Raw genomic sequence first — 26,479 nt, forward strand, 5'->3', positions numbered from 1 at the left:
CTCACTTCGGGCCGAACCGCTGGCCCGCGTCGAGACGCAGGCACTGGCCGTTCAGCATCGGGTTGTCGACGACGGCGAGCGCGAGCTTGGCGTACTCCTCGGGGCGGCCCAGGCGCCGGGGGAACGCGGCGTCCTTGACCAGCGCGGCCCGTACGTCGGCGGGGATCTTCTCGGTGGCGCCCGTCTCGAACAGGCTGGGCGCGATGGCGACGACGCGGATGCCGAGCGAGCCGAGATCGCGGGCCATGGTGAGGCTCATCCCGGCGATCGCCGCCTTGGCGGCCGAGTAGGCGACCTGGCCGATCTGCCCCTCGAAGGCGGCGATCGACGACGTGTTGACGATGACGCCCCGCTCGCCGTCCGGCTCCTCGGGCTCGTTGCGGCTCATGTGCGCGGCGGCCAGCCGGCTGATGTTGAAGGTGGCGACGGCGTTGAGGTCGAGCACCCGGCGGAAGGTCTCCAGATCGTGCGGCCCGTCCTTGCCGAGCGTGCGCCGTACGCTGCCGCCGCCCGCCGTCGTGACTGACACATGCAGCCCGCCCAGGGCTTCCACGGCGGCGCCCAACGCGCTTTCCGTGGCCTCGAAGTCGGTCACGTCGACGGGATGGAAACTCCCGCCGAGCGCGCCGGCGACCTCGGCGCCCGCCGACGCCGGACGGTCGAGTACGGCAACCTCGGCACCACGCGCCGCGAGCAGCTCGGCGGTGGCCCGGCCCATGCCGGACGCGCCGCCGAACACCACGGCCTTCTTGCCCTTGATCTCCATGGGGAACCTTTCGGGTCTCTTCAGCGGCTCAGGAGTCGGCTGTGGGGGACGGGCGCAGGAGCGTGCACAGCCGGTCGCGGTGGACGGCCGCGTCGCCGTACAGCACGCTGTCGGCCCTGGCGCGGCGCAGAAAGAGGTGCAGGTCGTGCTCCCAGGTGAAGCCGATGCCGCCGTGCAGTTGGAGCGCCCGGGCCGCGACCTCGCCGGCGCCCGCCGAGACGTACGAGGCGGCGGCACAGGCCGCGCGGGCCGCGTCGTCGGTGTCCGCGTCGGCGGCCATCGCCGCGTAGTGGGTGGCGGCGTGGGCGCCGTGCACGAGGAGTGCCATGTCGGCGGCGGAGTGCTTGACGGCCTGGAAGGCGCCGATCGGCTGCCCGAACTGCACGCGGGTCGTGGTGTGTTCGACGGTCAGCTCCAGCAGACGCCGCATCACCCCGAGCGCGTCGGCACACCGCAGCACCGACGCCTCGTCGAGCAGCCGCTGGATCCCGCCGGGCCCGGCGCCGAGGCGGCGGTCGTCCGGGACGTGTACGCCGTCGAGGCGGACCTCGTGGAACGCGCGTGTCGGATCGAGGGTCCGCTGGCGCCGGACGGTGACACCCGGGGCGGCACGTTCGACGAGGAACGACGCCGGAACGCCGTCGTGCAGTGCGGTGACGAGGAGCCAGCGGGCACCACCGGCGTCCTGTACGGCCGTCTTCACGCCGTCGAGGACGAACGCGCCCCCGTCGACGCGGGCGGTGGCACGGACACCGTCGAGGGACCAGGGGGCCCGCGGTTCGGCGAACGCCCAGGTGGCCCAGGCCGATCCGGCGGCCAGCTCGGGCAGCACCTCGGACCGCAGGCCGGGCGAGCCCGTGGCGGTGAGTGCCCGGCCGACGATCGCGGTGGGCGCGAACGGCCCCCGCCCGAGGGCACGCCCCATCTCCTCGGCGACGAGCGCCAGTTCCACCAGACCCTGGCCGCTGCCGCCGTACTCCTCGGGCAGCCCGAGCCCGGGCCAGCCGAGATCGGCGGTCAGCCGCCACACCTCGGGGTCGACGTCCCCGTCGTCTCCGTCGCGGTCCATCCACGCCCGTACGTGCTCGATCGGGGCCCGGTCCGACAGCAGGTCGCGCGAGGCTTCGCGCAACATGCCCTGCTCCTCGCTGAGCTGGAAGTTCACCCGAACAAGGTATCCTCTTTTAGGGGTTGGGTCGAGGCGATCTGCTGATGAATGGCTGATGGTGGGCTGAATTCCTGGGTGGCCTGTTGATCCCTCCTGGAGTTAAGTACTCTGAATTGCATGGTTGATGCCGTGCTTCTCTCCGCGTGCCGTACCGCGATCGGAACCGCCCGCCGGGGAACCCTGCGGGACACCAGCGCCTTCGATCTCGCGACCCTCGTCGTACGCGAGGCCGCGTACCGCAGCGGTCTGCCGCTGGACACGATCGACGACGTCGTCCTCGGCGAATCCCTCGCCGGGGGCGGGGACATCGCCCGGTACGCGGCAATCCAGGCCGGGCTGACCCACGTACCGGGTCTGGCGCACAACCGGCACTGCGCCTCCGGGCTGGCCAGCGTGGCGACCGCCGCCGGGAGTGTGCGGGCCGGTATGGACCGCGTGGTCGTCGCGGGCGGCACCCACTCCTCGTCCACGGCACCGGTGGCCCGGTGGCGGACCCCGGGCACCGACGACTGGCAGGACCCCTGGATGGCGCCGACCCATGTGCCGACGCCCGAGGCCCCCAACAACGACATGGGCGTCCTCGTCGGCTGGAACACCGCCCGGCTGGCCGGCCTCACCCGCGAGGAGATGGACGCGTGGGCGCTGCGCTCGCACGAACGGGCCGTACGGGCCATCGACGAGGGCCGGTTCACCGATGAGATCGTGCCGGTGAAGGTCACCGGCCGGGACGGCGTGACCACGGTCTTCGACACCGACGAGCATCCTCGGCGCGACACCACCGGGGAGAAGCTGGCGGCGCTGAAGGTGCTGCACCCCGAGATCGAGGGCTTCTCCATCACCGCGGGCAACTCCAGCGGGGTCAACGACGGCGCGGCGGCAGTCGTGGTCGCCGGGTCGGACATCGCCGCCGCGCACGGACTCACCCCGCTGGCGACGATACGGTCCTGGGCGAGCGTCGGCGTCGACCCGGTCGAGACGGGGCTGGCGCCGATCGCCGCGATCCGCAAGGCACTCGACCGCGCCGGGCTCGGCGTCGACGACGTCGACCTCTTCGAGGTCAACGAGGCCTTCGCCGCGGTGGCCGTCGCCACCACCCGTGAACTGGGCCTCGACCCGGAGCGGGTGAACCCGTTCGGGAGCGGGTGCAGCCTGGGGCATCCGATCGCGACCACCGGGACTCGCATGGTGGTGACGCTGGCGCACGAGTTGCGTCGTCGGGGTGGGGGGACCGCGGTCGCGGCCATGTGCGCGGGCGGTGGCATGGGGTCGGCCATGGTCCTGACGGTCTGACGGCCGTGATCGCGGTCGGGGCCGAGGGGCTGAGATGCCATTGGGCGGACGGCGTGCTGTGGCTGACACTGGCCCGTCCGCAGGCGCGCAACGCGATGACGATCGCGATGCGGCGGGGACTGATCGAGGCGGTGCGGGCGGCTGACGCCGATGTGGGGACCCGGCTGGTTGTGGTGACGGGTGCGGATCCCGCGTTCTCTGCGGGTATCGACCTGAAGGAGGCGCTGGGGAACGGGTCGGGGTCGCCTCGTGGCGCGCGTACGGATCCTGCGGAGGTGGTGCGGGCCGCTCGTACGCCGGTGCTCGGTGTGATCAACGGTGCTTGTTATACGGGGGCGTTGGAGTTGGCGCTGTCCTGTTCGTTTCTCATTGCGTCTGATCGGGCCGTGTTTGCTGACACGCATGCGGCTATCGGGCTGACGGCGGGGTGGGGGATGAGTGCGTTGTTGCCGCGGGCGGTCGGGGTACGGCTTGCTCGGCGGATGATGCTGACGGGTGAACCGATCGATGCGGAGCGGGCGTTCGGGGCGGGGTTGGTGACCGAGGTCGTGGCGCACGATCAGTTGATCGTGCGGGCGCATGAGATCGCTGCGCAGGTGTGTGCGGCGGATGTCGGTGCTGTGGGGGAGACGCTTGCGCTGCTTTCTGCGGGGGAGGGGGCGAGTCTTGCGCATGCGCTTGGGTTGGAGGCGCAGGCGAAGTTGGGGCGGCGGCGGGATCTGGGGGATGTGGTTCGGCGGTTTGGTTTGCGGGTGGATGGCGGGTGAGGGGGGGTGTTGTTCGTGGGCGGGTGCGGGTTCGTTGTGGCTGGTCGCGCCGTTCCCCGCGCCCCTAAAGAAAAGGAGAGCGGCTTCGCCGCCTCCCTTTCTTTAGGCAGGTCAGGCTGCTGTTGCCTCTCCCAAGTAGCGGCGTAGTAGTTCTGGGGCGGCCTCCGTTGTTGGGCCTGACCAGGCTGTTTGGCCTCGTTGGAGGAGTAGGCAGGTGTCTGCGAAGGTCAGGGCTCGGGTGGCGAACTGTTCGATCATGATGACGGCCACGCCTGCCGAGCGGGCCCGGTGGAGGCTTTCGAAGACCACGTCGACCATCTTCGGGGCGAGGCCCAGGGAGAGTTCGTCGGCGATCACGAGTCGGGGGTCGATCATCAGGGCGCGGGCCAGGGACAGCATCTGCTGCTCGCCGCCGGACAGGGTGCCTGCTGCCTGGCGATGGCGGTCCCGTAGTGCGGGGAAGATCTCGAAGGCCCTGTCGATGGCCGCCGGTCTGCCGCGTCGGTCGCCCGCGGTGGCCAGTCGTAGGTTCTCCATGACCGTCAGCGAGGGGAACACGCCCCGGCCCTCGGGAAGATGGACGAGACCGGCCCGGCGGATCGTGTCCGGGGGACTGCCCGTGAGGTCGCGGCCGTCGAGCACGATGGAGCCGGTGACCGGCGGGACCAGGCCCGAGAGGGCCCGCGCCAACGTGCTCTTGCCGGCGCCGTTCGCGCCGAGTACCGCCAGCGCGCTGTTCGGCGGCACGGTGAAGGACACGTCGCGCAGCGCCTGGGCGGTGCCGTACCGGACGGTCAGGTTCTGGACGGTGAGCAGGGGAGACGGCGTGACGGTGACGGTCATGCGGAAGCCCTTTCCTCGTCCTCGTTCTTGTCCCTGTCCTTGTCCTCTTTGGCTTCGGCTTCGGCTTCGTTGTGCTCCGTGCCCAGGTACGCCGCGCGTACCGCCGGGTCCGCCCGTACCTCGGTCGGTGTGCCCTCGCTGATCTTGACGCCGAAGTCGAGGACATGGACGACGTCGCTCATCCCCAGGACGAGTTCGACGTCGTGCTCGACCAGGAGGAGGGACACCCCGTGGTCGGCGACGAGATTGGAGAGTGTTGATGCCAGCTCGTCGGTCTCCCGCGAGTCCAGCCCGGACGACGGCTCGTCCAGCAGCAGGACGTGGGGATCCACCGCCAGTGCTCGCGCGATCTCCAGCAGGCGGCTTGTCCCCAACGGGAGTCCCGACACCGGGAGATGGATGTGCGGGGTCAGTCGCAGGGCCGCGAGAATTCCGTCGACCCGCTTGTCCTCCTCGGCGCCCGCCCGTCGGAAGCCGCCCGCGGTGACGAGGTCGGTCCAGATCCGCCGCCGAGCATGCCGCAGCCGGTACGCCAGCACCACGTGCTCACGCACCGTCAGCCCCGGGAACAGCTCCGGATGCTGGAACGTACGGGCCAGCCCACGCCTCGCCCGTGCCTGCGCACTGACCGAGGTGACATCCCGGCCGTCCATCAGCACCGCGCCCGAGCCGGGCCGCAACAGCCCCGACAGTACGGCGAACAGCGTGCTCTTGCCCGCGCCGTTCGGCCCGACCAGCCCCACCACCGCACCCTGCGGCACCGCCAGATCCACCGAGTCGAGGGCGACGAGCCCGCCGAAGCGGACAGTCACGCCCCGGGCCTCGATGCGCGGTGGCGTCGTACCGGCGAGGGCGGTCATACGAGTTCTCCCTGGGGAGTCGCAGTCGAGGACTTCTCGGGGGCGGGCGCGCGTCGGCCCCGCCACCATCCGCTCACCGCGCGCACCTGCCGGCCGTGCATGGCGAGGACGCCCTCGGGATCGCGGGCCAGCATGACCGCGCCGAAGCCGAACATGATGACCGGGATCTCCGCCCACCGCGTCGGCAGATACGTCTGGAAGACGCTGGGCAGTACGGCGAACGCCAGACCGGCGACGAGCGCCCCGACGACCGGCCGGGCGCCTACGGTCACCAGGACGGCCAGCCAGACCAGGCCCGTGAACGGGCTGAACGAGTCGGGCAGCGCGGACTGGTAGGCCAGCGCGAGGAAACCGCCGCCGACCGCGGCGACGAACGTTGCGACGGCGGAGATGAGTACCTTGACCGGCACTACGCCAAGGCCCAGCGTGCGGGAACCGGTCTCGCTCCAGCGGACCGCCGTCACCGCCAGCCCGGCTGTCGAGCGCCGCAGGTTGACGACGAAGACGCCAAGTGCGCAGAAGACCGCCAGTGTGAGGAGAGCGAAACTCCTGTTGTCCAGGGCCCATTCGGGGCGGGGCATGTAGATGCCCTGGCCCGAGTTGTAGAAGCGGTCCCGCATGAAGACCAGGTTCTGGGCCAGTAGACCGAAGGTCAGGGTCACCAGGGCGACGTACAGATTGCCCAGCCGGATCGTCAGCAACCCGAGGATCACACCGATCGGTACGACACACACCGCGCTCACCAGGACCGCCGCCAGCGGGGGCCATCCGGAGTTCGCGGCGAGGTCGGCGGCGAACAGGGCGCCCAGTCCCGCGAAGGTGATCTGGCACAGCCAGATCATGCCGCCCTCACCGGTGACGAGCGTGCAGGACAGCAACGCCGTCGCCAGAGCGATGCCCGTCGCCACGAGGCCGGTCCAGAAGTCGTCGAGGACGAGCGGCAGACACGCGACGACGGCGATCGTCACCAGGGGCGCGACGAATCCCGACCCGGTGGTGGCGGTGGGCGCGGCCGTGTTCTCCGTGTGGATCGCCCGGTCCAGCACCCCGCCCGTGGGCGCGTCGCCCGCCCGGCCGCGCAGGGCGTGGGCCAGCAGGAAGGCGAGCATGAACAGGAACGGCACACTGGGCACGATCTGCGCCGACAGCGCGCTCTCCGGATCGAGGTAGCGCTGGATCACGCTGGTGACGACACCCATCGCGAGGGCGACCCCGACGGCCGTCGGCAGGCTGCGCAGCCGGGCCGCCACCACCGCCGCGAACGCTGCCGCCATGAGGAAGGTCATGCCCTCGACCGACAGTCCGGCGGTCGGCGCCACCAGCACTCCGGCGAGCCCGGCCAACAGCGCGCTGAACGCCCACACCCCCAGGGACACCCGTGCGGGGCTGACCCCCGACATCGCGGTGAGAGCGGGGGAGTCGACCAGCGCGCGGACCTTCAGCCCGGTGTCGGTGAACCGCAGGAGCGCGGTGCCGACGACCAGGACCAGGGCCAGTCCGACGTACGTGATCAGCTGGTTCATGTCGACGACCGTGCCGAACGGCCGGAACACCGCGACCGGTTGGGGCGCCAGGCCCGGAGCCGTGACGTTCACCAGCTGGCCGAGGGCCAGGTTGACCAGGGGCGGCAGCGCGACCGACAGACCGATCGTGGCGGCGATCTTCACGAGTGGTGAGCGCAGCCGCAGATGACGGAACAGCACCGCGTACAGCAGCACGCCCAGCGCCGGACCGAACAGGCCGATCGCGACGACGGCCGCGAGCGGCAGCGGCCAGCCCTGCTCGATGTACAGGAAGTAGTAGAAGCGGGCGACGGCGAACGCCATGGCGCCGAACGCGAAGTTGAAGACGCCCGACGACACATGGGTGACGACGAGCGAGGCGGCGGCGATGGCGTAGATGGCCCCGAGAGCGAGGCCCGCGACGACGTAGGAGAGCAACGACGGCCTCCTGGAGAGTGATGCCCGGGAGAGAGACGGATGGGAGACGGGAGGGGGAGCGGATACGGATTAAAGTGCGCTCATATGGTGTCCCCGTCAACCCTGAGGGGCGATATCGCCGCTTCAACCGGTGACAAAGGATACTTAATATGCTGCACTGTGCCTCGCGGACCACCTGTCGGAACCGTCGTGCGACGGGCCGAGGACGTCAGGAGTGCACATGGGAAGAGTCAGTGCCATCGCCACCTGGACCAGCGCCGCGGTACTCCTGCTCGCCGGGTGCGGCAGCGGCGGTTCCAGCGGGGTGGACAACACGAGCGGACCGGTCAAGGTCGGCGTCCTGACCGCGCTGAGCGGAGCGGCCGGCGCGCACTACGCCGGTACGGAGAGCGGTGTCGAGGCCCGGTTCGCGGCCTACAAGGCGGCGGGCGGCAAGTGCGCGGCGCGCGGCTTCGACGTGGTCATGGCCGACGACCAGTCCACCCCGCAGGGCGCGCTCACCGCGGCCCAGCGCCTGGTGCAGCAGGAGCACGTGTACGCCGTACTGCCCGTGAGCACGTACTTCTACGGCGCCGGACAGTACGCCGGTACGGGCGGTGGCGGCACGCCGTTCCTCGGGGGCGCGTTCGACGGCGGCGAGCAGTGGTTCAACCCGAAGTACGACAACCTCTTCCCGGCGATGTCCGGCACCGACTACGACCGGACCGCCACCACACTCGGCGCGTACTGGAAGAAGCTCGGCGGGACCAAGGTCGCCGTCGTCTCCTCCAACACACCGAGCGCCGCCAAGGCCGCCGAGGGAGCCGCGCTGTCGGCCGAACACGCCGGACTGGCCCGTGGCTACGTCAACGAGCGCGTCCCGTTCGGGAGCAGCGACGTCGGCGCGATCGTCCTCGGCATCAAGAAGTCCGGAGCCGACGTGCTGTACGCCCCTGTGATCCCCGAGACCGGGTTCGCGCTGGCCACCGGACTGCGCCGGGCCGGCGTCGAGATGAAGTCGATCCTGCTCGCCACCGGCTACGGCGCCGACCTGCTGAAGTCGCCGCCGACGCTCAAGGTCGCGCAGGGGGTCGGCTTCATGACGTCGTACTCACCGGTCGAGATGGACACCGAGGCGACCCGCACCTGGTCCGCGGCGCTCAAGAAGTACGCCAAGTCGGCGTCCGGCATCCCGTCGTTCTCCCAGGCCGTCGGCTGGATCAGCGCGGACCTGCTCATCTACGGCCTGGAGAAGGCCGGTTGCACCGCCAGTCAGGAGAAACTGATGGCCGCGCTGCGCGCCGACAAGACCTGGACCGCCGGCGGCCTCTTCCCGAAGCCCACCGACTTCGCGAACAAGGGAACCTATTCGGTCGGGGGCCCCGGCGACTGCACCTTCGTGTCCATCTTGAAGGACGAGAAGTTCGTCCCCGACCCGCAGGGATCACCTGCCTGCGGCGAGCAGATCCCCGACGTGAAGGTAACCGTCAAGTAGCGCGGCGAGGGCTGGTGTTGGCGAACGGGGGGCGCAACGCGCCCCCCGACAGGGGCGCGGGGAACTGCGCGACCAGCCCCACCGGGCCCGCAGCCAAAACACGACGCATCCAGCGAAGCGAACCGCTAGCGAGCCGCCCAACTGACCGTCTTCGTCTGTAGATACTCCTCCAGCCCGAACTCCCCCCACTCCCTCCCCAGCCCACTCTGCTTGTACCCACCGAAAGCCGCCCGCGGATTAACCCCAGCACTACCACCATTGATCGCCACCCCACCGGCCCGGACACGGGACGCGATCCCGAGGGCGGCCACTGGATCCGCGCTCCACACAGCCGCAGCGAGCCCGTACGGACTGTCGTTCGCGATCCGTACCGCCTCCTCGTCGTCGGCGAACGGGATGACGACACCGACCGGCCCGAAGAACTCCGTACGCGCGATGGTCATCGCGTTGTCGACGCCGGTGAACAGGGTGGGTTCCACGTACCAGCCACGGTCGAGGCCCGCCGGGCGCCTGCCGCCGAGGACGAGCCGCGCCCCCTCCTCCTCGCCGATCCGGATCAGCTTCTCGACCTTGTCGCGCTGGGCCTCGCTGATCAGCGGGCCCATGGTGGTGGCCGGGTCGGCCGGGTCGCCGACCCTGATCGCGGCGAGGCCCTCGCTCAGCCGGGCGACCAGTTCGTCGTGGACGGACTCGTGCACGAGGGTGCGGGTCAGCAGCGAACAGCCCTGGCCGGCATGGGTGGTGATGCCGATCAGCGCGGACCGTACGGCGCCGTCGAGGTCACCGTCGGCGCGGACGATGCTCGCCGACTTGCCGCCGAGTTCGAGGACGACCTTCTTGAGGGAGGCCGCTGCCTGGGCGTAGACCGTGCGCCCGACCGTGTCCGAGCCGGTGAAGCTGACCAGGTCGACCATGGGGTGGGTGGTCAGCTCGCGGCCGGCCTCGATGTCGCCGGTCACGATGTTCAGCACGCCCGGCGGCAGCCCGGCGGCGTCGGCGAAGTCGCCGATCAGCAGGGACTCCAGGGGAGTCGCGGGCGCCGGCTTCAGTACGGCGGTACAGCCAGCCGCGAGGGCCGGGATCACCTTCATCATGCTGAGGAAGAAGGGGAAGTTGTAGGCGGAGATCAGGGCGCACACGCCGAACGGCTCGCGGCGCAGCACCCCTTGGGAGATCCCGATGCCCGGCGCGACGGTCGGCTCCATCGGGCGCTCCCAGACGAAGGCCGGCATCACCCGTTCCGCCATGTCGCGCAGATGCGCCACCGGGACCCGGGTCTGCAGACTCTCCGCGAGCGCGCGGACCGACCCCGCCTCGGCGATGTTGACGGCGACGAGGTCCGGGAGCCGGCGTTCCATCTCCTCGGCCATGCGCAGCAGCACCGCGGCCCGCTCGGCGGGCTTCAGCCGGGGCCACGGACCCTCGTCGAAGGCCCGGCGCGCTGCCTCGACGGCGCGTCGCACATCCGTGGGCGAGGACTGGGGAACCTCGGCGATCGGTTCCTCCGTCGCCGGATTGCGCACGACCAGGGACGCGTCCGCATCGCCGTCCGTACGGCGCCCGTCGATGTAGAGCTGCGAAGAGAACGAGTAAGCCGTCTTCATGAAGTTGAGTGTACTTAATTGGGGGCGTCAGGGAAGGGGGTGCGTTGATCGCCCCTGGGTCAGGCGTCTGTCAGGATTCTTGACGTGGGTCGGGCGGTCAATCCGGACGCTGAATCGTTGACTAGACCGATCGGTACAGGTAACTTCGGCTTCATCCGCGGGGTGGATTCTGCGCGAACGACGATGTTCGAAAGAGGTACCGCCTGTGTTCAAGGAATTTGTCGTCTCCGGTGACTCGCACATCATCGAGCCGGTCGATCTCTTCAAGACCCGGCTCCCCAAAAACCTGCGTGAACGAGCCCTCTGGGAAGAGGAGTTCACGCTCGACGAGCCGATCGTGCCGGGCGGGCACACGGAGTTCAAGAAACTGCACACCATCGGGTTCGACGGCTGGACGATCTCCAAGTACCGCCAGACCGGCGGGGAGACCCCGGACGGCGATCCCGAGCACATCATCCGGGACATGAACATCGACGGCGTCGACGCCTCGGTGATGTTCCCGAACCTCTCGCTGTTCGTCCTGTTCACGGACGACCACGAGCTGTCCATGGCCCACGCCCGGGTGTGGAACGACTACGTTGTCGAGCGGTACCTCCCCTACAAGGACCGGCTGCGCCCGACGGCGGCGATCCCGCTCACCCACATCCCCGACGCGGTCGCCGAGATCGAGCGGGTCGCGCGGCTGGGGATCGGTGCGATCCTGCTGCCCGACGTCCCGCCCGACCTGCCGTACTGGTCGAAGGAGTACGACCCGGTGTGGGCGGCGGCCGAGGCGCACGGGACGCCGGTGTTCTTCCACGTCGCGACCGGCGGGGTCAAGGTCAAGGAGAGCAGCTCCGCGACGGCGACCACGGTCCGGGGCATGGTGTCGTCCATGAACATGGGCAAGGGGCAGCTGACGGACGCCATGGTGGCGAGCAGGACCATGAGCGCCGGTGGCAGCGGGGCGGCCGGTCCGCAGGGCATCATCGCCGACCTGGTGGCCGGCGGCGTCTGCGAGCGCTTCCCGAACCTGCACTTCAACCTGATCGAGTACAGCGCGGGCTGGCTGGTGTCCTACATGGGCTTCATGGACAAGCTCTGGAAGACCGGCACCGGCCAGGACCCCGACTGGTGGCTCGGGTTCTGGGACGACAGCCGCTCGCCGAAGGACCAGCCGACCATGGGGCGGATGTTCGCCGTCAACCAGAGGTGGCCCTGGCCCCTCAAGCCCAGCGAGTACGTCCGCCGTCAGATCCACGTGCAGTTCGCCGACGACCCCACGGCCGTCAAGTGCCGTAACATCACCGGGCTGTCGACGATCATGTGGGGCAACGACTACCCCCACGCGGAGGGCACCTTCCGCGACAGCGCCGAATGTATCGCGGAGAACTTCGTGGGCGTTCCCGACGCGGACCGCGCGGCCATCCTCGGCGGCACGCTGGCCGACATCGTGCACTTCGACAAGAGCAAGAAGCTCGCACCGCTGCCCCAGGACGCCTGACCCGGCTCCGGCAAGCGGCTGATCCCGGACGACCGGCCCCGGAGCATTCACGCTCCGGGGCCGGTCGCTTCCGTACCGGGTGCGTCACCCGCGGTCCCGTACGTCCGGCACTGCCCCGATCAGTGCGAGGGCGGCCCGGGCGTACGCGGCCCGCCGCCTCGGGCTCACCAGGAAACTCGGGGGCGCGAAGTAGCCGACGTCGCGGGGGAGCGAGCCGGCGCGGCGGACGAGGGCGTCCTTCGCCTCGGCGGTCGTCCCGCAGACGGCGATCTCGGTGACCATCTCGTCGGTGACCGCGCGGGCCATGGCGTCGGTGTCGCCCGCCCGGAACGCGGCACGCAACCGGGCGACCGGCTCCTCCCAGCCGTGGTGGGCCACATAGGGGTCGTACGTCTTCACCGTGAGGTAGAAGGCGATCATCCGGCGGGCGTCGGCGACGGCACGCTCGGGCGCGGAGTCGTCGACGGCCGTGATGACCCAGCCGTGTTCGAGGAAGCGCGTCTCCGGGTCGCCGTCGCTCGCGCCGCGCTCCACTGAGGGCCGTACGACGTCGTTCCACCAGGAGGAGGTGAACAGCCCGTGCCCGATGACACCGTCGGCGACCCGGCCCGCGGTGGCGGCCATCCCGGTGTTGAACGCGGCGAGCAGGACGGGGATGTCCAGCCGGCCGAGCACCGGGGCGCGGACATCGGCGTCGAGCGAGTAGAACTCACCGGAGTAGCGGACCTTCTCGCCGTTCTCCGCGTGCAGCCAGGCCCGCACCGCGCCGACGGTCTCGGCGATCCGGGCCACCGGGCGCTCACCGGGTACGCCCAGCCAGTCCCGGTTGATCCGGAAGGCGGCGCTGCCCAGCCCGAGGAACAGCCGCCCCGGCGCCTGGGCGTGCAGCTGGCGCAGGGCGGTGGCATGCGCATAGGGGGTGCGGGCGAACGCGTAGGCGATGGCGGGGCCCGCCAGGGCGTGCTCGGTGTTCGCCACGATGTCGGCCACGGTGAGGTAGGCGTCGTGGTCGGCGAACTCCCCGGCGCAGAAGGCACCGACACCGGCCTGCTCGGCCTCCCGCGCGACGTCCCGGCCGGGCCAGGGCATGCCGAACAGCATAGGGAGCCTCCCCTTGTAGAGCTGATGGACCTTGCAGAGGATATAAAGTGCACTCTTTTTATGCAGGCTAGGGGAGTGTCAGCGCAGTGTCCACTGCCTCCGGGGTACGGCGGACCGGTCGACCTCGGCCTTCCCGATCGGGTTGCCGAGCTGGGTGTACGACAGTCCGGTGCGCAGCGCCTGGGTGCGCGTCGAGTCCAGCGACTCCCATATCGCCCGGACGGTGCCCTGGATCGCCGCGGGCGGTTTGGCGGCGATGATGCGGGCGACGTCGTCGGCCCGGTCCCACAGCTCCTCGCGCGGGAGCACCTCGCTGACCAGGCCGATCTGCAGGGCGCGCGCCGCCGACACCCGCTCGTCCAGGCCGAGCAGCGCGATCCGCAGCGCCTCGCCGAGGGGGATGCGACGGGCGAGGCCGATCGGCTCCAGGGCCGCCGTGAGCCCGTAGCTGACGTGCGGGTCGAAGAACGTGGCGTCCTGGGAGCAGATCACGATGTCTGCCTCGTTCAGCCAGTAGAAGGCGCCGCCGGCGGCCATCCCGTGCACCGCGCAGACCAGGGGTTTCCACACCTGGTTCAGCTTCGGCGAGAGGTACTCGCCGGGGTCGGTCTGCGACCAGACGTTGGGGTGACGGTCGATGCCCTCCTTCACGTCCATGCCCGTGCAGAACGCCCGCTCGCCCGCGCCCCGCAACACGACGACGTGCACGTCGTCGTCGGTCTTCACGGTCTGCCAGATGGTGGCGAACTCCTCCAGCATCTCCTGGTTGAAGCCGTTCATGACCTCGGGCCGGTTCAGGGTGATCGTGGCGACATGGTCGGCCACCTCGAACAGGACGGTCTTGAGTTCCATCCGGCACTCCGTTCGTCACGTTGCCTTGCCGTCACGTTGCCTTGGTTCGTCATCTCGACGTGATCGAGGTAAGTAGTATACTTTTTTCTGGTCTTAGGGCGCCGGAACGGAACAAGATCCGCGGAGGAACCTGCGATGAGGCCACGTGTGGGGCAGATGCTCGCCAGTACGGTCGATGCGACGGCGGTGGTCGTCGTCCGCTGCCCGGACAGCGAGTTGGACATCACCTGCGGCGGGGCGGCCATGACGGAGGCGAACGGACCGGGACCCGCCGCCACCGGCACCGCCGACCCCGACCAGATGGGCGGTTCCCTGCTCGGCAAGCGGTACGCCGACGAGGACCTCGGCCTCGAACTGCTCTGCACTAAACCGGGGCAGGGCACGCTGGCACTGAACGGCGTACCACTGCCGCTGAAGAGCGCCAAGCCGCTCCCGGCCTCGGACTGAGGGGCGGGGCGACCCGATGAACATATCGATGCTGCTGGACATGGCCGCCGAGGGCTTCGGCGACCGGATCCTGATCGGGCGCACGGACGACGGACTGACCGCCCCGCGCCTACGCGAACTGGCTGTCGGTGGGGTGCACTTGGTGCGCGAGGCCGACGCCGACGCGATCGTGTACCTGGCGGTGAACGGCCCGGCCCTCCCGGTCGCGCTGTTCGCCGCCGCGCATGCCGGAGTCCCGCTGATCCCGGTCAACTACCGCCTGGGCGAAGCCCAGTTGGACGCGCTGCTCGCGAACCACCCCCGCGCCCTGGGCATCGCCGACCCGGAACACGGCGAGGCGCTGCGCAGGGCAGGCCTGGCGGTACGAAGCCCGGAGGAGTGGCTCCAGCAGGCGGCCAAGGCCACAGCCCCCGCCCCGGGCGACGACGAGCCGACGCAGGAGCCCTCCGACTCCCCGGCGGTCCTCATCTACACGAGCGGCACGACCTCGACGCCGAAGGGCGTGGTCCTGCGCCACCACAACCTCGTGTCGTACGTGCTCGGCACGGTGGAGTTCGCCGGCGCCGACCCGGACGAGGCGGCCCTCGTGAGCGTCCCGCCGTACCACATCGCCGCCGTGTCCAACATCCTCACCAACCTGTACGCGGGACGCCGCGCCCTGAGCCTCGACCAGTTCACGCCCGAGACCTGGCTGGACCTCGTACGCCAACAGGGCGTCACCAACGCGATGGTGGTGCCGACGATGCTCGCCCGCATCATGGACACGGACGGCCTGGACCGCTCGGTGCCCTCGCTGCGCGCACTCGCCTACGGCGGCGCCAGGATGCCCGTACGGGTGATCGAGACCGCGCTGCGCACCTGGCCGCACATCGACTTCGTGAACGCCTACGGCCTGACGGAGACCTCGTCCACCATCACGATCCTGGGCCCGCAGGAGCACCGCACGGCCGTCGCCAGCGACGATCCCGCCGTACGGGCCCGGCTCGGGTCGGCCGGGCTCCCGGTGCCGGGCGTCGAACTGGAGGTCCGCGACGCGTACGGCGCGGTCGCCGCTCCCGGCGAGACGGGCCAGATCTGGGTACGCGGCGAGCAGGTCTCGGGCGAGTACGCGGGACAGGGCTCGGCGGTCGACGAGCGCGGGTTCTTCCACACCCGCGACCAGGGCCGGGTCGACGCCGACGGCTACCTCCACATCGAGGGCAGGGCCGACGACACGATCATCCGGGGCGCCGAGAACATCGCGCCCGCCGAGATCGAGGACGTCCTGCTGCGCCACCCGGACGTGCTGGACGCGGTCGTCGTCGGCGTACCGGACGAGGAGTGGGGCCAGCGGATCGAGGCTGTCGTCGTGGTCCGCGACGGCGCGGAGATCGACGCCGGCGACCTGCGCGCACAGGTACGCGGCACCCTGCGCGGCTCGAAGACACCCGAGCGCATCACCCGCTGGCCCGAACTGCCCCGCACCCCGACCGGGAAGCTCGTGCGCCGCGACATCGTCGAGGCGCTGACCGCAGACCGACGAACGACTGTCAGGCCCGTCGGCCGACAAGGATGAGAGACCGGTCCATGAGCACCGTCGCCAACAGCACTGATCCAATAGCGGAGTTGACGCAGCGCACCGCCGTCGCGCTGCGCGGCTGGGCCCCCGAGGGCAGGGTGGAGTCGGTCGAGCCGCTCACCGGCGGCACATCGAGCCTCACCTACGTCGCCGTACTGTCGGGCGTCCCCGCCGGACACGAGCGCGTCGTCCTCAAAGTGGCCCCGCCCGGCCTGGAACCGGTCCGCAACCGCGATGTCCTGCGCCAGGCGCGGCTCATGCAGGTGCTGGCGGGCGTGCCCGGCGTACGGGTGCCGAAGGTGCTGTTCTGGGAGAAGGGCCGGCCGCCGGTCCAGCAGCCGTTCGTGGCCATGGAGTTGGTGCCCGGGGACTGTGTGGAACCGGTGCTCGTGCCGCGCGGCACCCTGCCCGCCGCACAGGTCCGGGCCCGTGCCCTCGACGCGGCCAGGATGCTCGCCCACCTCCACCGCGCGGACCCCAAGCGAACTCCCCTCGCCGTGGAGCCGGTTGTCACGCCCGGCGCCGAGATCGACCGCTGGACCCGGGCGTTCACGACGGTCCCCGAGGATCTGCGCACCGGCTACGAGGCGGTGGCGGAACGCCTGCGCGAGACCATGCCACCGGCGATGATGCCGGTGTTCACCCACGGCGACTACCGCCTCGGCAACACCCTGTGCGACGCGGACTCGGTCAACGCGGTCATCGACTGGGAGATCTGGTCCCTCGGCGACCCCCGCGTCGACATCACCTGGCTGACCTTCTTCACCGACGAGGCCCACCATCCAGCAGCACCGTCGGGAGAACCGACCGGGATGCCGACCAAGGCCGAACTCATCGACGTGTACGAGGAGACCCGGGGCGAACACCTCCCGGACCTACGCTGGTTCGAGGCCCTGACAAAATACAAGGAGTCGGCGGCCACGGCCCTACTGATCAAACGGGGCAGAAAAGCAGCCCACTTGACAGACATGCACCAGCGAATGCTGCCAGCACTACCGATCCTCCTGGCAGAAGCAACGGAACTGCTGGACTGACGGTGGGGGAAACGCGCCCCTTCAGGGGCGCGGGGAACTGCGCGACCAGCCCCCACGGCCCCGCAGTGTCAATACAACCCACCGTCCACCCGAATAAGCGCCCCAGTCGTATAACTGGACGCATCACTGGCCAGATAAAGCGCCGTACTGACGATCTCCTCGGGCCGCCCGGGCCGACCCACCGCACTGCGCGTACTCTCCCGCTTCTCCTCGGACCAAGCCTTGGAGATGTCCGTCAGAAACGGCCCCGCCGAGATCGTATTGACCCGCACAGTAGGCCCGAACTCCAATGCGAAGACAGTAGTCAGCGCATTCAACGCAGCCTTCGCCCCCGCATAAGGCCCAAACCGAGGCTGCGGAAACAACGCCCCCGACGACGACACATTGATGATCGACCCCCCACCCCCCTCCGCCATCCGCTCCCCGATCAACGAGGCAAGCCGAAACGGCCCCTTGAAGTTGACCCCGATGACCTTGTCGAACAGTTCCTCACTGGTCCCGGAAGACGACGGCGCCAAAGGCGACATCCCCGCGTTGTTGACGAGGACGTCGACCTTCCCGAACTCCCCGTACGCCGCGTCGACGAGCAGCCCGAGATCACCCCAGTGCCCCACGTGCGCCGCGACCGGCAACGCACGCCGCCCCAGCTCGCGCACCTCCTCCGCCACCGCCTCGCACGCGTCCATCTTCCGGCTGGCGATCACCACATCCGCCCCGGCGGCGGCAAACGCCCGCACCATCTCGCGCCCCAGCCCCCGGCTGCCCCCGGTGACGAGGGCAACCTTCCCGGACAGGTCGAACAGGTCGCCGCTCATACGTCCGCCCGTCCCGCGAGGCTGTCGTCCTCCACGATGTGCGCGTACCGCTTACGCGCAGCCTCCCGCTTCGGCGGGATGTGCTCGCTGGGGAACAGCCCCTCCGCCGGCCGGTAGTTCTTCAGCAGCCGCTTCGCGATCGTCGTCCGGTGCACCTCGGTGGGGCCGTCGGCGAGGGCGAGGTTCGGTGCGGCCATCCACCACTTGGCGAGCGGGAGTTCGTTGGTCGTGCCGAGCGAACCGTGCAGATGCAGGGCCCGCTGGATGACGTCGTGCAGCACCTTCGCCGTCTGGACCTTGCACATCGCGATCTGGGTGCGGGCCGCACCGTGCGGCTGGGTGTCGATGATCCACGCGGTGTGCAGCACGAGCAGCCGGAACTGCTGCAACTCCACCCAGGAGTCCGCGATGAACTGCTGCACCGCCTGCTTCTCCGCGAGCAGGGCGCCCTGCGTACGACGGGACAGCGCCCGTTCGCACATCATGTCGAAGGCGCGCGTGCACTTGCCGACCGTACGCATCGCGTGATGCACCCGGCCCCCGCCCAGCCGCGCCTGGGCGACCTTGAAGCCCTCGCCCGGGCCGCCGAGCATGGCGTCGAGCGGGACGCGGACCTGGTCGTAGCGGATGTAGGCGTGGATGCCCTCGTCGAGGTTGTCGCGTTCGTCCATGGTGCCGACGTTGCGCCTGATCTCGATGCCCGGTGTCTCGGCGGGCACGATGAACATCGACATGCGGGCGTGCGGCGGGGCGTCCGGGTCGGTGACGGCCATGACGATGAGGAAGGCCGCGTACCGGGCGTTGGACGAGAACCACTTCTCGCCGTCGATCACCCACTCGTCCCCGTCGCGCCGGGCGCGGCAGAGGAACTCCTTGGGGTCGGCGCCCGCCTGCGGCTCGGTCATCGAGAAGGTGGAGACGATGTCGCCGTCGAGCAACGGCCGCAGATAGCGGGCCTTCTGCTCCTCGGTGCCGAACATGGCGAGGATCTCGGCGTTCCCGGTGTCCGGGGCGGCGGTGCCGAAGACCGTCGGGGCCCAGTAGGAACGGCCCAGGATCTCGTTGAGGTACGCGAGCTTGACCTGTCCGTACCCCGCGCCGCCCAGTTCAGGGCCGAGATGGCAGGCCCACAGCCCTTGCTCCCGTACCTGGTCCTGGAGGGGCCGCAGGATCGCGCGGGCCTTCTCGTTGCGGGTGTCGTACGGGTCGCCCCCGTGCGGGAACAGAAGGTCGAGGGGCTCGACCTCCTCGCGTACGAAGGTCGTCGCCCAGTCCAGCTTGGCCTGGAAATCGGGTTCGATCGAGAAATCCAGCATGGCGAAAACAGTATACTTTTTACGACCCTCGGTCCATACTGGAGCGCGTTCTTCGTTGATTGGGTATGCGCAATAGCGTTCAGGAGCGTTCAGCTCGGAGGAGTTGGTCCGATGCAGAGGCCCATGGAAGGTGTGCGGGTTCTCGAGGTCGCACAGTTCACCTTCGTCCCGGCGGCGGGCGCCGTGCTCGCGGACTGGGGCGCCGATGTGATCAAGATCGAGCATGCCGAACGGGGTGACGGCCAGCGCGGTCTGGTGCGGGTGCTCGGGTACGACGCTGTCAGCAAGGATTCGTCGTTCTTCCCCATCGTGGAAGGCCCCAACCGCGGGAAACGGAGTGTCGGCCTCGCTCTGGAGAAGGCGTCGGCGCGACGCGTGCTGGACGACCTGATCCGCACCAGCGATGTGTTCCTGACCAACTTCCTGCCCGACGCGCGGGCCAAGCTGCGCATCGACGTCGAGGACGTCCGGGCGGTCAACCCGGACATCATCTACGTCCGGGGCAGCGGCTTCGGCGCCCGTGGGGAGGAGGCGGGCAAGGGCGGCTACGACAGTACGGCCTTCTGGGCGCGCGGTGGCAGCGCCGCCGGTGTCACCCCGGCCGGCGCGGAGCGGATGATCCGGATGCCCGCCGGTGCCTACGGCGACTCGATGGGCGGCATGACCATCGCCGGAGGCATTGCCGCCGCGCTCTACTCCCGCGCCACGACCGGCGAACCGTCCGTCGTGGACGTGTCGTTGATCGGCGTGGGCGCCTGGGCGACGCAGTTCACGGTCAACATGGCGCTGATGAACGGCGGCCCGCTCCCGGTGAACACCCAACCCCGGTACGGCTCGGCCACCAACCCGCTCATCGGCGCCTTCCGCACCTCGGACGGCCGCTGGATCGAACTGTCGATGCTGCAACCCGGCCGGTACTGGGCCGAGTTCTGTAAACTGGCCGGCCGCGAGGAACTCGCCCGCGACGAACGCTTCGACAGCACCGAGAAGTTGATGGCGAACGCCGCCGAGGCCGCCGAGATCGTCGCCGGGCTCATCGCGTCCCGCCCGTACGACGAGTGGGTCGGGATTCTCTCCAGGGGCGAGGGCCAGTGGGCGGCCGTACAGAGCGCCTGGGAGGTCGGTCAGGATCCCGCGCTGCGTGCCAACGGCCTCATCGCCCCCGTCGTGGACGCCGACGGCGTCGAGCGTGAACTCATCGCCAACCCGGTGCAGTTCGACGAGACCCCGGCCGGTCTGACCCGGGCACCCCAGTTCGCGGAGCACACCGACGACGTCCTGCGCTCGCTCGGGCTCAGCGAGGAGGAGCTGATCGCGCTCAAGATCGAGGGCGCGGCGACCTGACCCCCGTAGGACACCTGACCTCGTGCGACGTGACGGACGTACGACGAGAGGAGCCGTGATGAGTACGACGCTCGAACCCGACGGAACCCACGACGGAGTCCCCGCCTACCACTTCGACAACCGGCTCAGCGGGCCGGTCCTCAGTCACCAGCGGCGCTGGGACGAACTGGCCGGCACCCACTCGGGGTTCCGGAGCACCATCGCGCAAGGGTACTGGGTCGTCACCGAGAGCGAGGCGATCCAGCGGGCGCTCCAGGACTGGCGGACGTTCTCCAGCGAGTCGGTGACGGTCCTCAACCCGAATCCGAAGTTCCTGTGGATCCCGGAGATGCTGGATCCGCCCCACCACACCGAGTGGCGACGGCTGCTGGGCAAGCACTTCTCGCCGAAGGCCGCCGCCGCAGACGAGCCGAAGTACCGCAGGATCGCCGGCGAACTCATCGACGGCCTGAAGGACGCCGGCAGCGCCGATGTCCTCGACGCCTTCGCCCGCCAGTTCCCGACCCGGATCTTCATGGACCTGATGGGGCTGCCCGAGGCGGACCTCGGCCAGTTCCTCCACTGGACACACGATCTGCTGCACCTGACCTACGACGAAGACCCCGACGGACAGCGGCAGTTGGCCGCCATGACCGCCGTGTCGGACTACTTCGACGAGCAGATCGCCCTGCGCCGCGAGACCCCCCGCGACGACCTGCTCTCGCGGGCGATGACCTGGACGATCGACGGCGAGAAGATCAGCGACCGGGACATGCACGCGTTCTGCGTCCTGTTCTTCCAGGCCGGCTTCGACACCGTCCCGATCTCGGTCGGCTGGTCGTTCTACCACTTCGCCACGCACCCGGAGCAGCGTGCGGCGATCGTCGCCGACCCCTCGCTCATCTCCACCGCCGTGGAGGAGATCCTGCGCGTCTACTCGCCCGTCGTCCCGGCCCGCAAGGCCACCCGCGACGTCGAGGTCGGCGGCTGCCCGGTCCGGGCCGGCGACATGGTGATGCTCCCGGTCGCCGTCACCAACCGCGATCCCGGACGGTACGACAATCCGCTGGAGGTGGATCTGCACCGCGAGACCACCAACCACATCGCCTTCGGCTCGGGCCCCCACCGCTGCCTCGGCTCGCACCTCGCCCGCCTGGAACTCAACGTGGCGATCGAGGAGTGGCACCGCCGCATCCCCGACTACGAGATCGAGCCCGGCCAGGACCTCGAAGCGCACGGCAACATGTACGGCGTCAAGCAGCTGCGGCTCACCTGGTGAGCGGCGCGGTGACTCATATCCTGAGCGCGGCCGACCTCTACCACACGGGGATCGTGGTCCGGGACGTCGACGAGTGGAAGGCCCGGCTGACCGAGGTCGCGGGCTACCGGTGGACCGAGACCATGACCGCCGAACTGCCGGTGCGCATGGTGGACGGGGAACGCGTGCTCGGCCTGTGCTGGACGTACTCGCTCGACGCCCCGCACATCGAACTCACGCAGGAGATCCCGGGAACGCCCTGGACGGCGACCGGGCACATGGCCACGCACCACCTCGGCTACTTCTGCGACGACGTTCCGACGACCTCGAAACGGCTGGTGGAGGCGGGCTTCCCGCTGGAGGCCTGTGCCGTGATCGACGGCGAGCCGTCGATCTTCGCCTACCACCTGGCGCCCAACGGCATCCGGATCGAGATCGTGGACCGCGCCCGGATGCCGGACTTCGCCGCCTATCTGCGGTCGAAGTCACCCCGCAGAGATGGATGACGCACACGTGGCACCGACCTCCACCACGTCCACCACGTCCACGACCTTCACCGAGGAGCACGAGGCACTCCGTTCGACGCTGCGCCGCTTCCTCGCGGACAAGGCACCGAGCGAGGCGGTGCGCCGCTCGATGGAGTCCGACGAGGGCCACGACCCGGCGCTCTGGCGGCAGATGGCGGACCAACTCGGCCTGCACGGCCTCGCGTTGCCGGAGGAGTACGGCGGTTTCGGCGGCGGTCCGGTCGAGTTGGGCATCGTCCTGGAGGAACTGGGGCGGGTCCTGCTGCCCTCCCCGTACTTCGCCACGGTCGCCCTCGCCGGCCAGGCCCTCGCCGTGTCCGGCGACGACACGGCGAAGGCGCGCTGGCTGCCCGCCATCGCCGACGGTTCGCTGACCGGCACCCTGGCGCTGGCCGAGGCGGACGGGTCGTGGCGCGTCGAGGACGTGGCCGCCTCGGCGACGCGCGACGGCACGGGCTGGCGGGTGTCGGGCACGAAGATGTTCGTGATCGACGGCCACAGCGCCGACCTGCTCCTCATCGCCGCCCGCGCCGACACCGGCCCCGGCCTGTTCGCCGTGGACGGCACCGCGCCCGGGGTGACCCGCACCCGGCTGGAGGCGCTCGACCCGACGCGGCGCCTTGCGCGGGTCGACCTCGACGGTGCTGCGGCGATACGGGTCGGCCCGGAGGGAGACGCCACGGAGTACCTCCGTACCGTCGTCGACCGGGTGGCCGTGGCGCTGGCCGCCGAGCAGGTCGGCGGGGCGCAGGCCTGTCTGGACGCGGCGGTGGAGTACGCGAAGGTCCGGGTCCAGTTCGGCCGTCCCGTCGGGTCGTTCCAGGCGGTCAAGCACAAGTGTGCCGACATGCTGCTCCAGGTCGAGGCGGCCAGGTCGGCGGCCTACCACGCGATGTCCGTGGCCGCCGGGGAACCGGGCGAACTGCCGGTGTCCGCCGCGCTCGCCGCCGCGTACTGCGCGAACGCCTTCACCCATGCCGCCAAGGAGAACATCCAGATCCACGGCGGCATCGGCTACACGTGGGAGCACGACGCGCATCTGTACCTGAAGCGCGCGAAGTCCTCGGAGCAGCTCTTCGGCAGCCCGGCCGCGCACCGGGCCCGGCTGGCCGACCTGGTCGGAATCTGAGCAATTTCAGGTCACTGAATCACGTGGTTCTTGTCACTCAGTGCCTGAATCCATGCGTCCGGCGGTAAGTGATCATCAATTCAGTGTACTTTATAGGCCTGGTGACGAAAGGCTGCTCCCGTGGGAATTCGCGACCGCCTGTCCCGGCTGCTGACCGAGGCCCCCGCCGACGCCGAGGCGATCGAGTACGAGGGCGACTGGTGGACCTGGGGGCAGATCCAGGAGACCGCGCGTGGTGCCGTCGACGCGCTCGACGCACTGGGACTGCCCGCCGGTGCTCGCGTCGGAGTCGTCCTGGAGAACCGGCCCGAGCACGTGGCCGTGGTCGCCGCGGTGATCGCCTCCGGGCGCTGCCTGGTGATGCTGAGCCCGTTGCAGCCCGCGGCACGCCTCGCCGACGACATCGCGCGCTGTGCGCCACCCGTCCTCGTCGCGGGCGCCGAAGTCCTGGCCCGCGAGGGCGTGTTGAGCACGGTGACCGCGCACGGCGCGGCGCTGGAGACCGGCACCGACGGCATCATCAAGCTCGCGGGCGGTACGCCGTCCCCCGGGGCGCCCGCCGCCGGCCCGGACGTCGTCGTGGAGATGCTCACCTCGGGCACCACCGGCCCCCCGAAACGCGTGCACCTGCGCATCGGCCAACTCGACCAGGCCCTCGTCTCCGGTGGCCAGACCCCGAAGGACGCGCGGCTGCTGTCACGGTCGGCGGCGCTGGTGGCCACCCCGCTCGTGCACATCAGCGGCCTGTGGCGGGCGCTCGCCTGTCTCGCGACCGGGCGTCGCATGCTGCTGATGCCCAGGTTCGCCGTCGAACCCTGGGTGGGCGCGGTGGAACGGCACCGGCTGCGGGCGGCGAGCCTCGTACCGGCCGCCATCCGTGCCGTACTCGACTCCGGCGTCCCGAAGGACCGGCTGGCGAGCCTCCAGGTCGTCACCTCCGGCACCGCGCCCTGCCCGGCGGAACTCGCCGACGCGTTCTTCCGTACGTACGGCATCCCCGTACTCATGACCTACGGGGCCACCGAGTTCGCCGGAGCGGTGGTCGGCTGGACGCTGCCGCTGCACGAGCGGTGGTGGCAGCGGAAGGCGGGCAGCGCCGGACGCGCCTTCGACGGCGTCGAGTTGAGGGTGACCGGTGAGGACGGCGCCGAACTGCCCGTCGACAGGCCCGGCCGCCTGGAGGTCCGTACCGAGCAGAGCACCGGGGGCGGCCGGGCCTGGACGCGGACCAGCGATCTCGCCCGGATCGACGCCGACCGGTTCGTCTGGATCGAGGGCCGCGCCGACGACGCCATCATCCGGGGTGGCTTCAAGGTGCAGCCGGAGACCGTCCAACGCGTCCTGGAGACCCACCCCGCCGTCCGCGAGGCGGCCGTCGCGGGACTGCCGGACCCGAGGCTTGGCGAGATACCGGTCGCGGCGGTCGAGACCGAGCCCGGCCTGACCGCCCCGGACACCGCCGACCTCGTCGCCCTCTGCCGGTCCCGGCTCACCCCGTACGAGGTGCCGGCGCACATCGTCGTCGTCGACGCGCTGCCCCGGACCCCGTCGAGCAAGGTCAGCCGCGTGGACCTGCTGGAACTGGTCCGTGTCCGGCTCGCACAGCAGCAGCGCGTCAAGGAGGAACAGCGATGACGGGTACGGGAGTTACGGACACGGCGGGGAAGCCCGCCGAGCGGTTCGGCGTCCTCACCGACGAGGCGGTCGAACGCTCCCGCCGCCGCCTCGGCGTCCCGCAGCCCCAGCACAACCCCCCGCACAACTACGAGGTGACCTGGGACGGCGTACGCCACTTCGCGTACGGCTACGGCGACGACAACCCCCTGTACTGCGACCCGGACCACGCGGCCCGCACCCGCTGGGGCTCGCTCGTCGCACCGCCCACCTTCCTCTACACGATGGGGGAGGACGCCGCCCCGAAGCCCGACCCGGAGACCAAGGCGCTGCTGAAGGGCGACCCCTTCGCCGGGCTCGGCTCCTACCAGGCCGTGATGGAGTTCGAGTGGTGGCGTCCGCTCCAACTGGGCGACCGCTGCCGCGTGTTGCAGACCCAGGTGGGCGTCCACCTCAAGCCCAGCAGCTTCGGCGGGCGCACGGCACACGTCGTCCGCGACTACCTGTACGCCAACGGGCGGGGCGAGATGCACGCCCTGCGCCGAGGCACCTGGATCAACGCCGAACGGCACACGTCGAAGAAGCGGGCGAAGGAGCACCTGGCCCAGGAGCCCTACACCGTCGAGCAGTTGGCCGAGATCGACGCCGCCTACGCGGCCGAGACCCGGCGCGGTGCCGAACCCCGCTACTGGGAGGACGTCGAGATCGGCGACGAACTCCAGCCCCGGGTGAAGGGGCCGCTGACCACCACGGACGTGGTCGTCTGGCATCTGGGCTGGGGTATGCAGCTCACCCCGCCCGGCGCCTTCGGGATCGCCGCACGCGTCCGGCGCAAGGCCCCGGGACTGTATCCGCCGAACCCCATGAACATCCCGGACACCGTGCAGCGGCTGCACTGGGAACCCGCGCGGGCGAAGGAACTCGGGCTGCCGAACCCGTACGACTACGGCGGGATGCGCGAGACCTGGCTGTGCCATCTGCTCACCGACTGGATCGGCGACGACGGCTGGCTGTGGCAACTCCGCTGCGAGCACCGCAAGTTCAACTATCTCGGCGACACCACCTGGGTACGCGGCACGGTCGTCGACAAGCGCCGGGTGGCCGGGCGGGCCGAGGTGCACATCGAGGTGCGGTGCGAGAACCAGCGCGGTGAGGTGACCACACCCGGTACGGCGGTCGTCCTGCTCCCGACCCGCGACCGCGCCGTCGACCTCCCGGCACCGCCCGCGGAGGACCTGGACGGCATGGTCGCCCATGAACTGGCCCAATTCGCCGTGACCGGCGATCAGTTGCACGATTCGAGGAGGTAG

The 26,479-nt window shown here is 70.2% G+C and carries 23 protein-coding genes; 13 read left to right on the plus strand and 10 right to left on the minus strand.

All coding sequences use genetic code 11. From position 1 onward, the window contains the following. Position 1 precedes the first annotated feature (1 nt). Together ACWDR4_RS29040 and ACWDR4_RS29045 are read right to left on the minus strand one after the other, a co-directional pair. Positions 2 to 766, minus strand: a complete 765-nt coding sequence (locus ACWDR4_RS29040) for an SDR family NAD(P)-dependent oxidoreductase (RefSeq protein ID WP_450413047.1) — start codon at positions 764 to 766, stop codon at positions 2 to 4. Positions 767 to 794: 28 nt separating this feature from the next. Further along, positions 795 to 1,931: an acyl-CoA dehydrogenase family protein gene (locus tag ACWDR4_RS29045; protein WP_450413048.1), complete on the minus strand. Its 1,137-nt coding sequence runs from the start codon at positions 1,929 to 1,931 to the stop codon at positions 795 to 797. A gap of 120 nt (positions 1,932 to 2,051) precedes the next feature. Here ACWDR4_RS29045 and ACWDR4_RS29050 point away from each other — a divergent pair, with 120 nt between their 5' ends. Then, on the plus strand, positions 2,052 to 3,224 hold the full coding sequence (locus ACWDR4_RS29050) for a thiolase family protein (protein ID WP_450413049.1): 1,173 nt from the start codon (positions 2,052 to 2,054) through the stop codon (positions 3,222 to 3,224). 5 nt (positions 3,225 to 3,229) lie between these two features. Continuing rightward, positions 3,230 to 3,991, plus strand: a complete 762-nt coding sequence (locus ACWDR4_RS29055) for an enoyl-CoA hydratase-related protein (RefSeq protein WP_450413050.1) — start codon at positions 3,230 to 3,232, stop codon at positions 3,989 to 3,991. Between the two features lie 111 nt (positions 3,992 to 4,102). Here ACWDR4_RS29055 and ACWDR4_RS29060 read toward each other — a convergent pair whose 3' ends face one another. The 3 genes from ACWDR4_RS29060 to ACWDR4_RS29070 are packed head-to-tail and all read right to left on the minus strand — an operon-like array spanning position 4,103 to position 7,634. Then, entirely contained in the window at positions 4,103 to 4,834 is a 732-nt protein-coding gene (locus ACWDR4_RS29060; protein ID WP_450413051.1) for an ABC transporter ATP-binding protein, read from the minus strand. Then, positions 4,831 to 5,694 (minus strand): ABC transporter ATP-binding protein, encoded by an 864-nt coding sequence (locus ACWDR4_RS29065; RefSeq protein ID WP_450413052.1) that lies wholly within the window; start codon positions 5,692 to 5,694, stop codon positions 4,831 to 4,833. Before ACWDR4_RS29065 ends, ACWDR4_RS29060 begins: the two co-directional genes overlap by 4 nt. Further along, positions 5,691 to 7,634, minus strand: a complete 1,944-nt coding sequence (locus ACWDR4_RS29070; protein WP_450413053.1) for an ABC transporter permease — start codon at positions 7,632 to 7,634, stop codon at positions 5,691 to 5,693. Before ACWDR4_RS29070 ends, ACWDR4_RS29065 begins: the two co-directional genes overlap by 4 nt. A gap of 220 nt (positions 7,635 to 7,854) precedes the next feature. Here ACWDR4_RS29070 and ACWDR4_RS29075 point away from each other — a divergent pair, with 220 nt between their 5' ends. Then, a complete protein-coding gene (locus tag ACWDR4_RS29075; protein WP_450413054.1) occupies positions 7,855 to 9,108 on the plus strand; it encodes an ABC transporter substrate-binding protein in 1,254 nt (417 codons plus the stop codon). Positions 9,109 to 9,233: 125 nt separating this feature from the next. Here ACWDR4_RS29075 and ACWDR4_RS29080 read toward each other — a convergent pair whose 3' ends face one another. Beyond that, a complete protein-coding gene (locus tag ACWDR4_RS29080; protein ID WP_450413055.1) occupies positions 9,234 to 10,712 on the minus strand; it encodes an aldehyde dehydrogenase family protein in 1,479 nt (492 codons plus the stop codon). A 205-nt stretch (positions 10,713 to 10,917) separates the two neighbouring features. Here ACWDR4_RS29080 and ACWDR4_RS29085 point away from each other — a divergent pair, with 205 nt between their 5' ends. After that, entirely contained in the window at positions 10,918 to 12,195 is a 1,278-nt protein-coding gene (locus tag ACWDR4_RS29085; RefSeq protein WP_450413056.1) for an amidohydrolase family protein, read from the plus strand. Between the two features lie 84 nt (positions 12,196 to 12,279). Here the strand turns inward: ACWDR4_RS29085 and ACWDR4_RS29090 are convergent, their stop codons facing one another. Further along, positions 12,280 to 13,284 carry an LLM class flavin-dependent oxidoreductase gene (locus ACWDR4_RS29090; RefSeq protein WP_450413057.1) on the minus strand — a complete coding sequence of 335 codons (1,005 nt, stop codon included), beginning with the start codon at positions 13,282 to 13,284 and terminating at the stop codon, positions 12,280 to 12,282. A gap of 90 nt (positions 13,285 to 13,374) precedes the next feature. Continuing rightward, positions 13,375 to 14,148, minus strand: coding sequence for an enoyl-CoA hydratase/isomerase family protein (locus ACWDR4_RS29095; RefSeq protein WP_450413058.1), 774 nt, complete (start codon positions 14,146 to 14,148; stop codon positions 13,375 to 13,377). A 135-nt stretch (positions 14,149 to 14,283) separates the two neighbouring features. On the opposite strand from ACWDR4_RS29095, the gene ACWDR4_RS29100 reads away from it, so the two are divergent. The 3 genes from ACWDR4_RS29100 to ACWDR4_RS29110 are packed head-to-tail and all read left to right on the plus strand — an operon-like array spanning position 14,284 to position 17,187. Beyond that, positions 14,284 to 14,595 carry a hypothetical protein gene (locus ACWDR4_RS29100; RefSeq protein ID WP_450413059.1) on the plus strand — a complete coding sequence of 104 codons (312 nt, stop codon included), beginning with the start codon at positions 14,284 to 14,286 and terminating at the stop codon, positions 14,593 to 14,595. 16 nt (positions 14,596 to 14,611) lie between these two features. Further along, positions 14,612 to 16,150 carry a class I adenylate-forming enzyme family protein gene (locus ACWDR4_RS29105; protein WP_450413060.1) on the plus strand — a complete coding sequence of 513 codons (1,539 nt, stop codon included), beginning with the start codon at positions 14,612 to 14,614 and terminating at the stop codon, positions 16,148 to 16,150. 11 nt (positions 16,151 to 16,161) lie between these two features. Next, positions 16,162 to 17,187: a phosphotransferase family protein gene (locus ACWDR4_RS29110; protein WP_450413061.1), complete on the plus strand. Its 1,026-nt coding sequence runs from the start codon at positions 16,162 to 16,164 to the stop codon at positions 17,185 to 17,187. A 68-nt stretch (positions 17,188 to 17,255) separates the two neighbouring features. Here ACWDR4_RS29110 and ACWDR4_RS29115 read toward each other — a convergent pair whose 3' ends face one another. Together ACWDR4_RS29115 and ACWDR4_RS29120 are read right to left on the minus strand one after the other, a co-directional pair. Beyond that, on the minus strand, positions 17,256 to 18,002 hold the full coding sequence (locus tag ACWDR4_RS29115; RefSeq protein ID WP_450413062.1) for an SDR family NAD(P)-dependent oxidoreductase: 747 nt from the start codon (positions 18,000 to 18,002) through the stop codon (positions 17,256 to 17,258). Beyond that, positions 17,999 to 19,318 carry an acyl-CoA dehydrogenase family protein gene (locus ACWDR4_RS29120; RefSeq protein WP_450413063.1) on the minus strand — a complete coding sequence of 440 codons (1,320 nt, stop codon included), beginning with the start codon at positions 19,316 to 19,318 and terminating at the stop codon, positions 17,999 to 18,001. Before ACWDR4_RS29120 ends, ACWDR4_RS29115 begins: the two co-directional genes overlap by 4 nt. A gap of 111 nt (positions 19,319 to 19,429) precedes the next feature. On the opposite strand from ACWDR4_RS29120, the gene ACWDR4_RS29125 reads away from it, so the two are divergent. The 6 genes from ACWDR4_RS29125 (at position 19,430) to ACWDR4_RS29150 (ending at position 26,479) form a co-directional block, all read left to right on the plus strand. Next, positions 19,430 to 20,662: a CaiB/BaiF CoA transferase family protein gene (locus ACWDR4_RS29125; protein ID WP_450413064.1), complete on the plus strand. Its 1,233-nt coding sequence runs from the start codon at positions 19,430 to 19,432 to the stop codon at positions 20,660 to 20,662. Positions 20,663 to 20,720: 58 nt separating this feature from the next. Then, the gene (locus ACWDR4_RS29130) at positions 20,721 to 21,920 is read left to right on the plus strand and encodes a cytochrome P450 (RefSeq protein WP_450413065.1); all 1,200 of its coding nucleotides are present in this window, start codon (positions 20,721 to 20,723) and stop codon (positions 21,918 to 21,920) included. A gap of 8 nt (positions 21,921 to 21,928) precedes the next feature. Next, complete coding sequence (locus ACWDR4_RS29135) at positions 21,929 to 22,405, plus strand: VOC family protein (protein WP_450413066.1); 477 nt, start codon at positions 21,929 to 21,931, stop codon at positions 22,403 to 22,405. Then, positions 22,398 to 23,555: an acyl-CoA dehydrogenase family protein gene (locus tag ACWDR4_RS29140; protein WP_450413067.1), complete on the plus strand. Its 1,158-nt coding sequence runs from the start codon at positions 22,398 to 22,400 to the stop codon at positions 23,553 to 23,555. Before ACWDR4_RS29135 ends, ACWDR4_RS29140 begins: the two co-directional genes overlap by 8 nt. Before the next feature lie 120 nt (positions 23,556 to 23,675). Continuing rightward, positions 23,676 to 25,190 (plus strand): class I adenylate-forming enzyme family protein, encoded by a 1,515-nt coding sequence (locus tag ACWDR4_RS29145; protein ID WP_450413068.1) that lies wholly within the window; start codon positions 23,676 to 23,678, stop codon positions 25,188 to 25,190. After that, positions 25,187 to 26,479, plus strand: coding sequence for a MaoC family dehydratase (locus tag ACWDR4_RS29150; RefSeq protein WP_450413069.1), 1,293 nt, complete (start codon positions 25,187 to 25,189; stop codon positions 26,477 to 26,479). Before ACWDR4_RS29145 ends, ACWDR4_RS29150 begins: the two co-directional genes overlap by 4 nt.

Source organism: Streptomyces sp. NPDC000878, assembly GCF_053599695.1.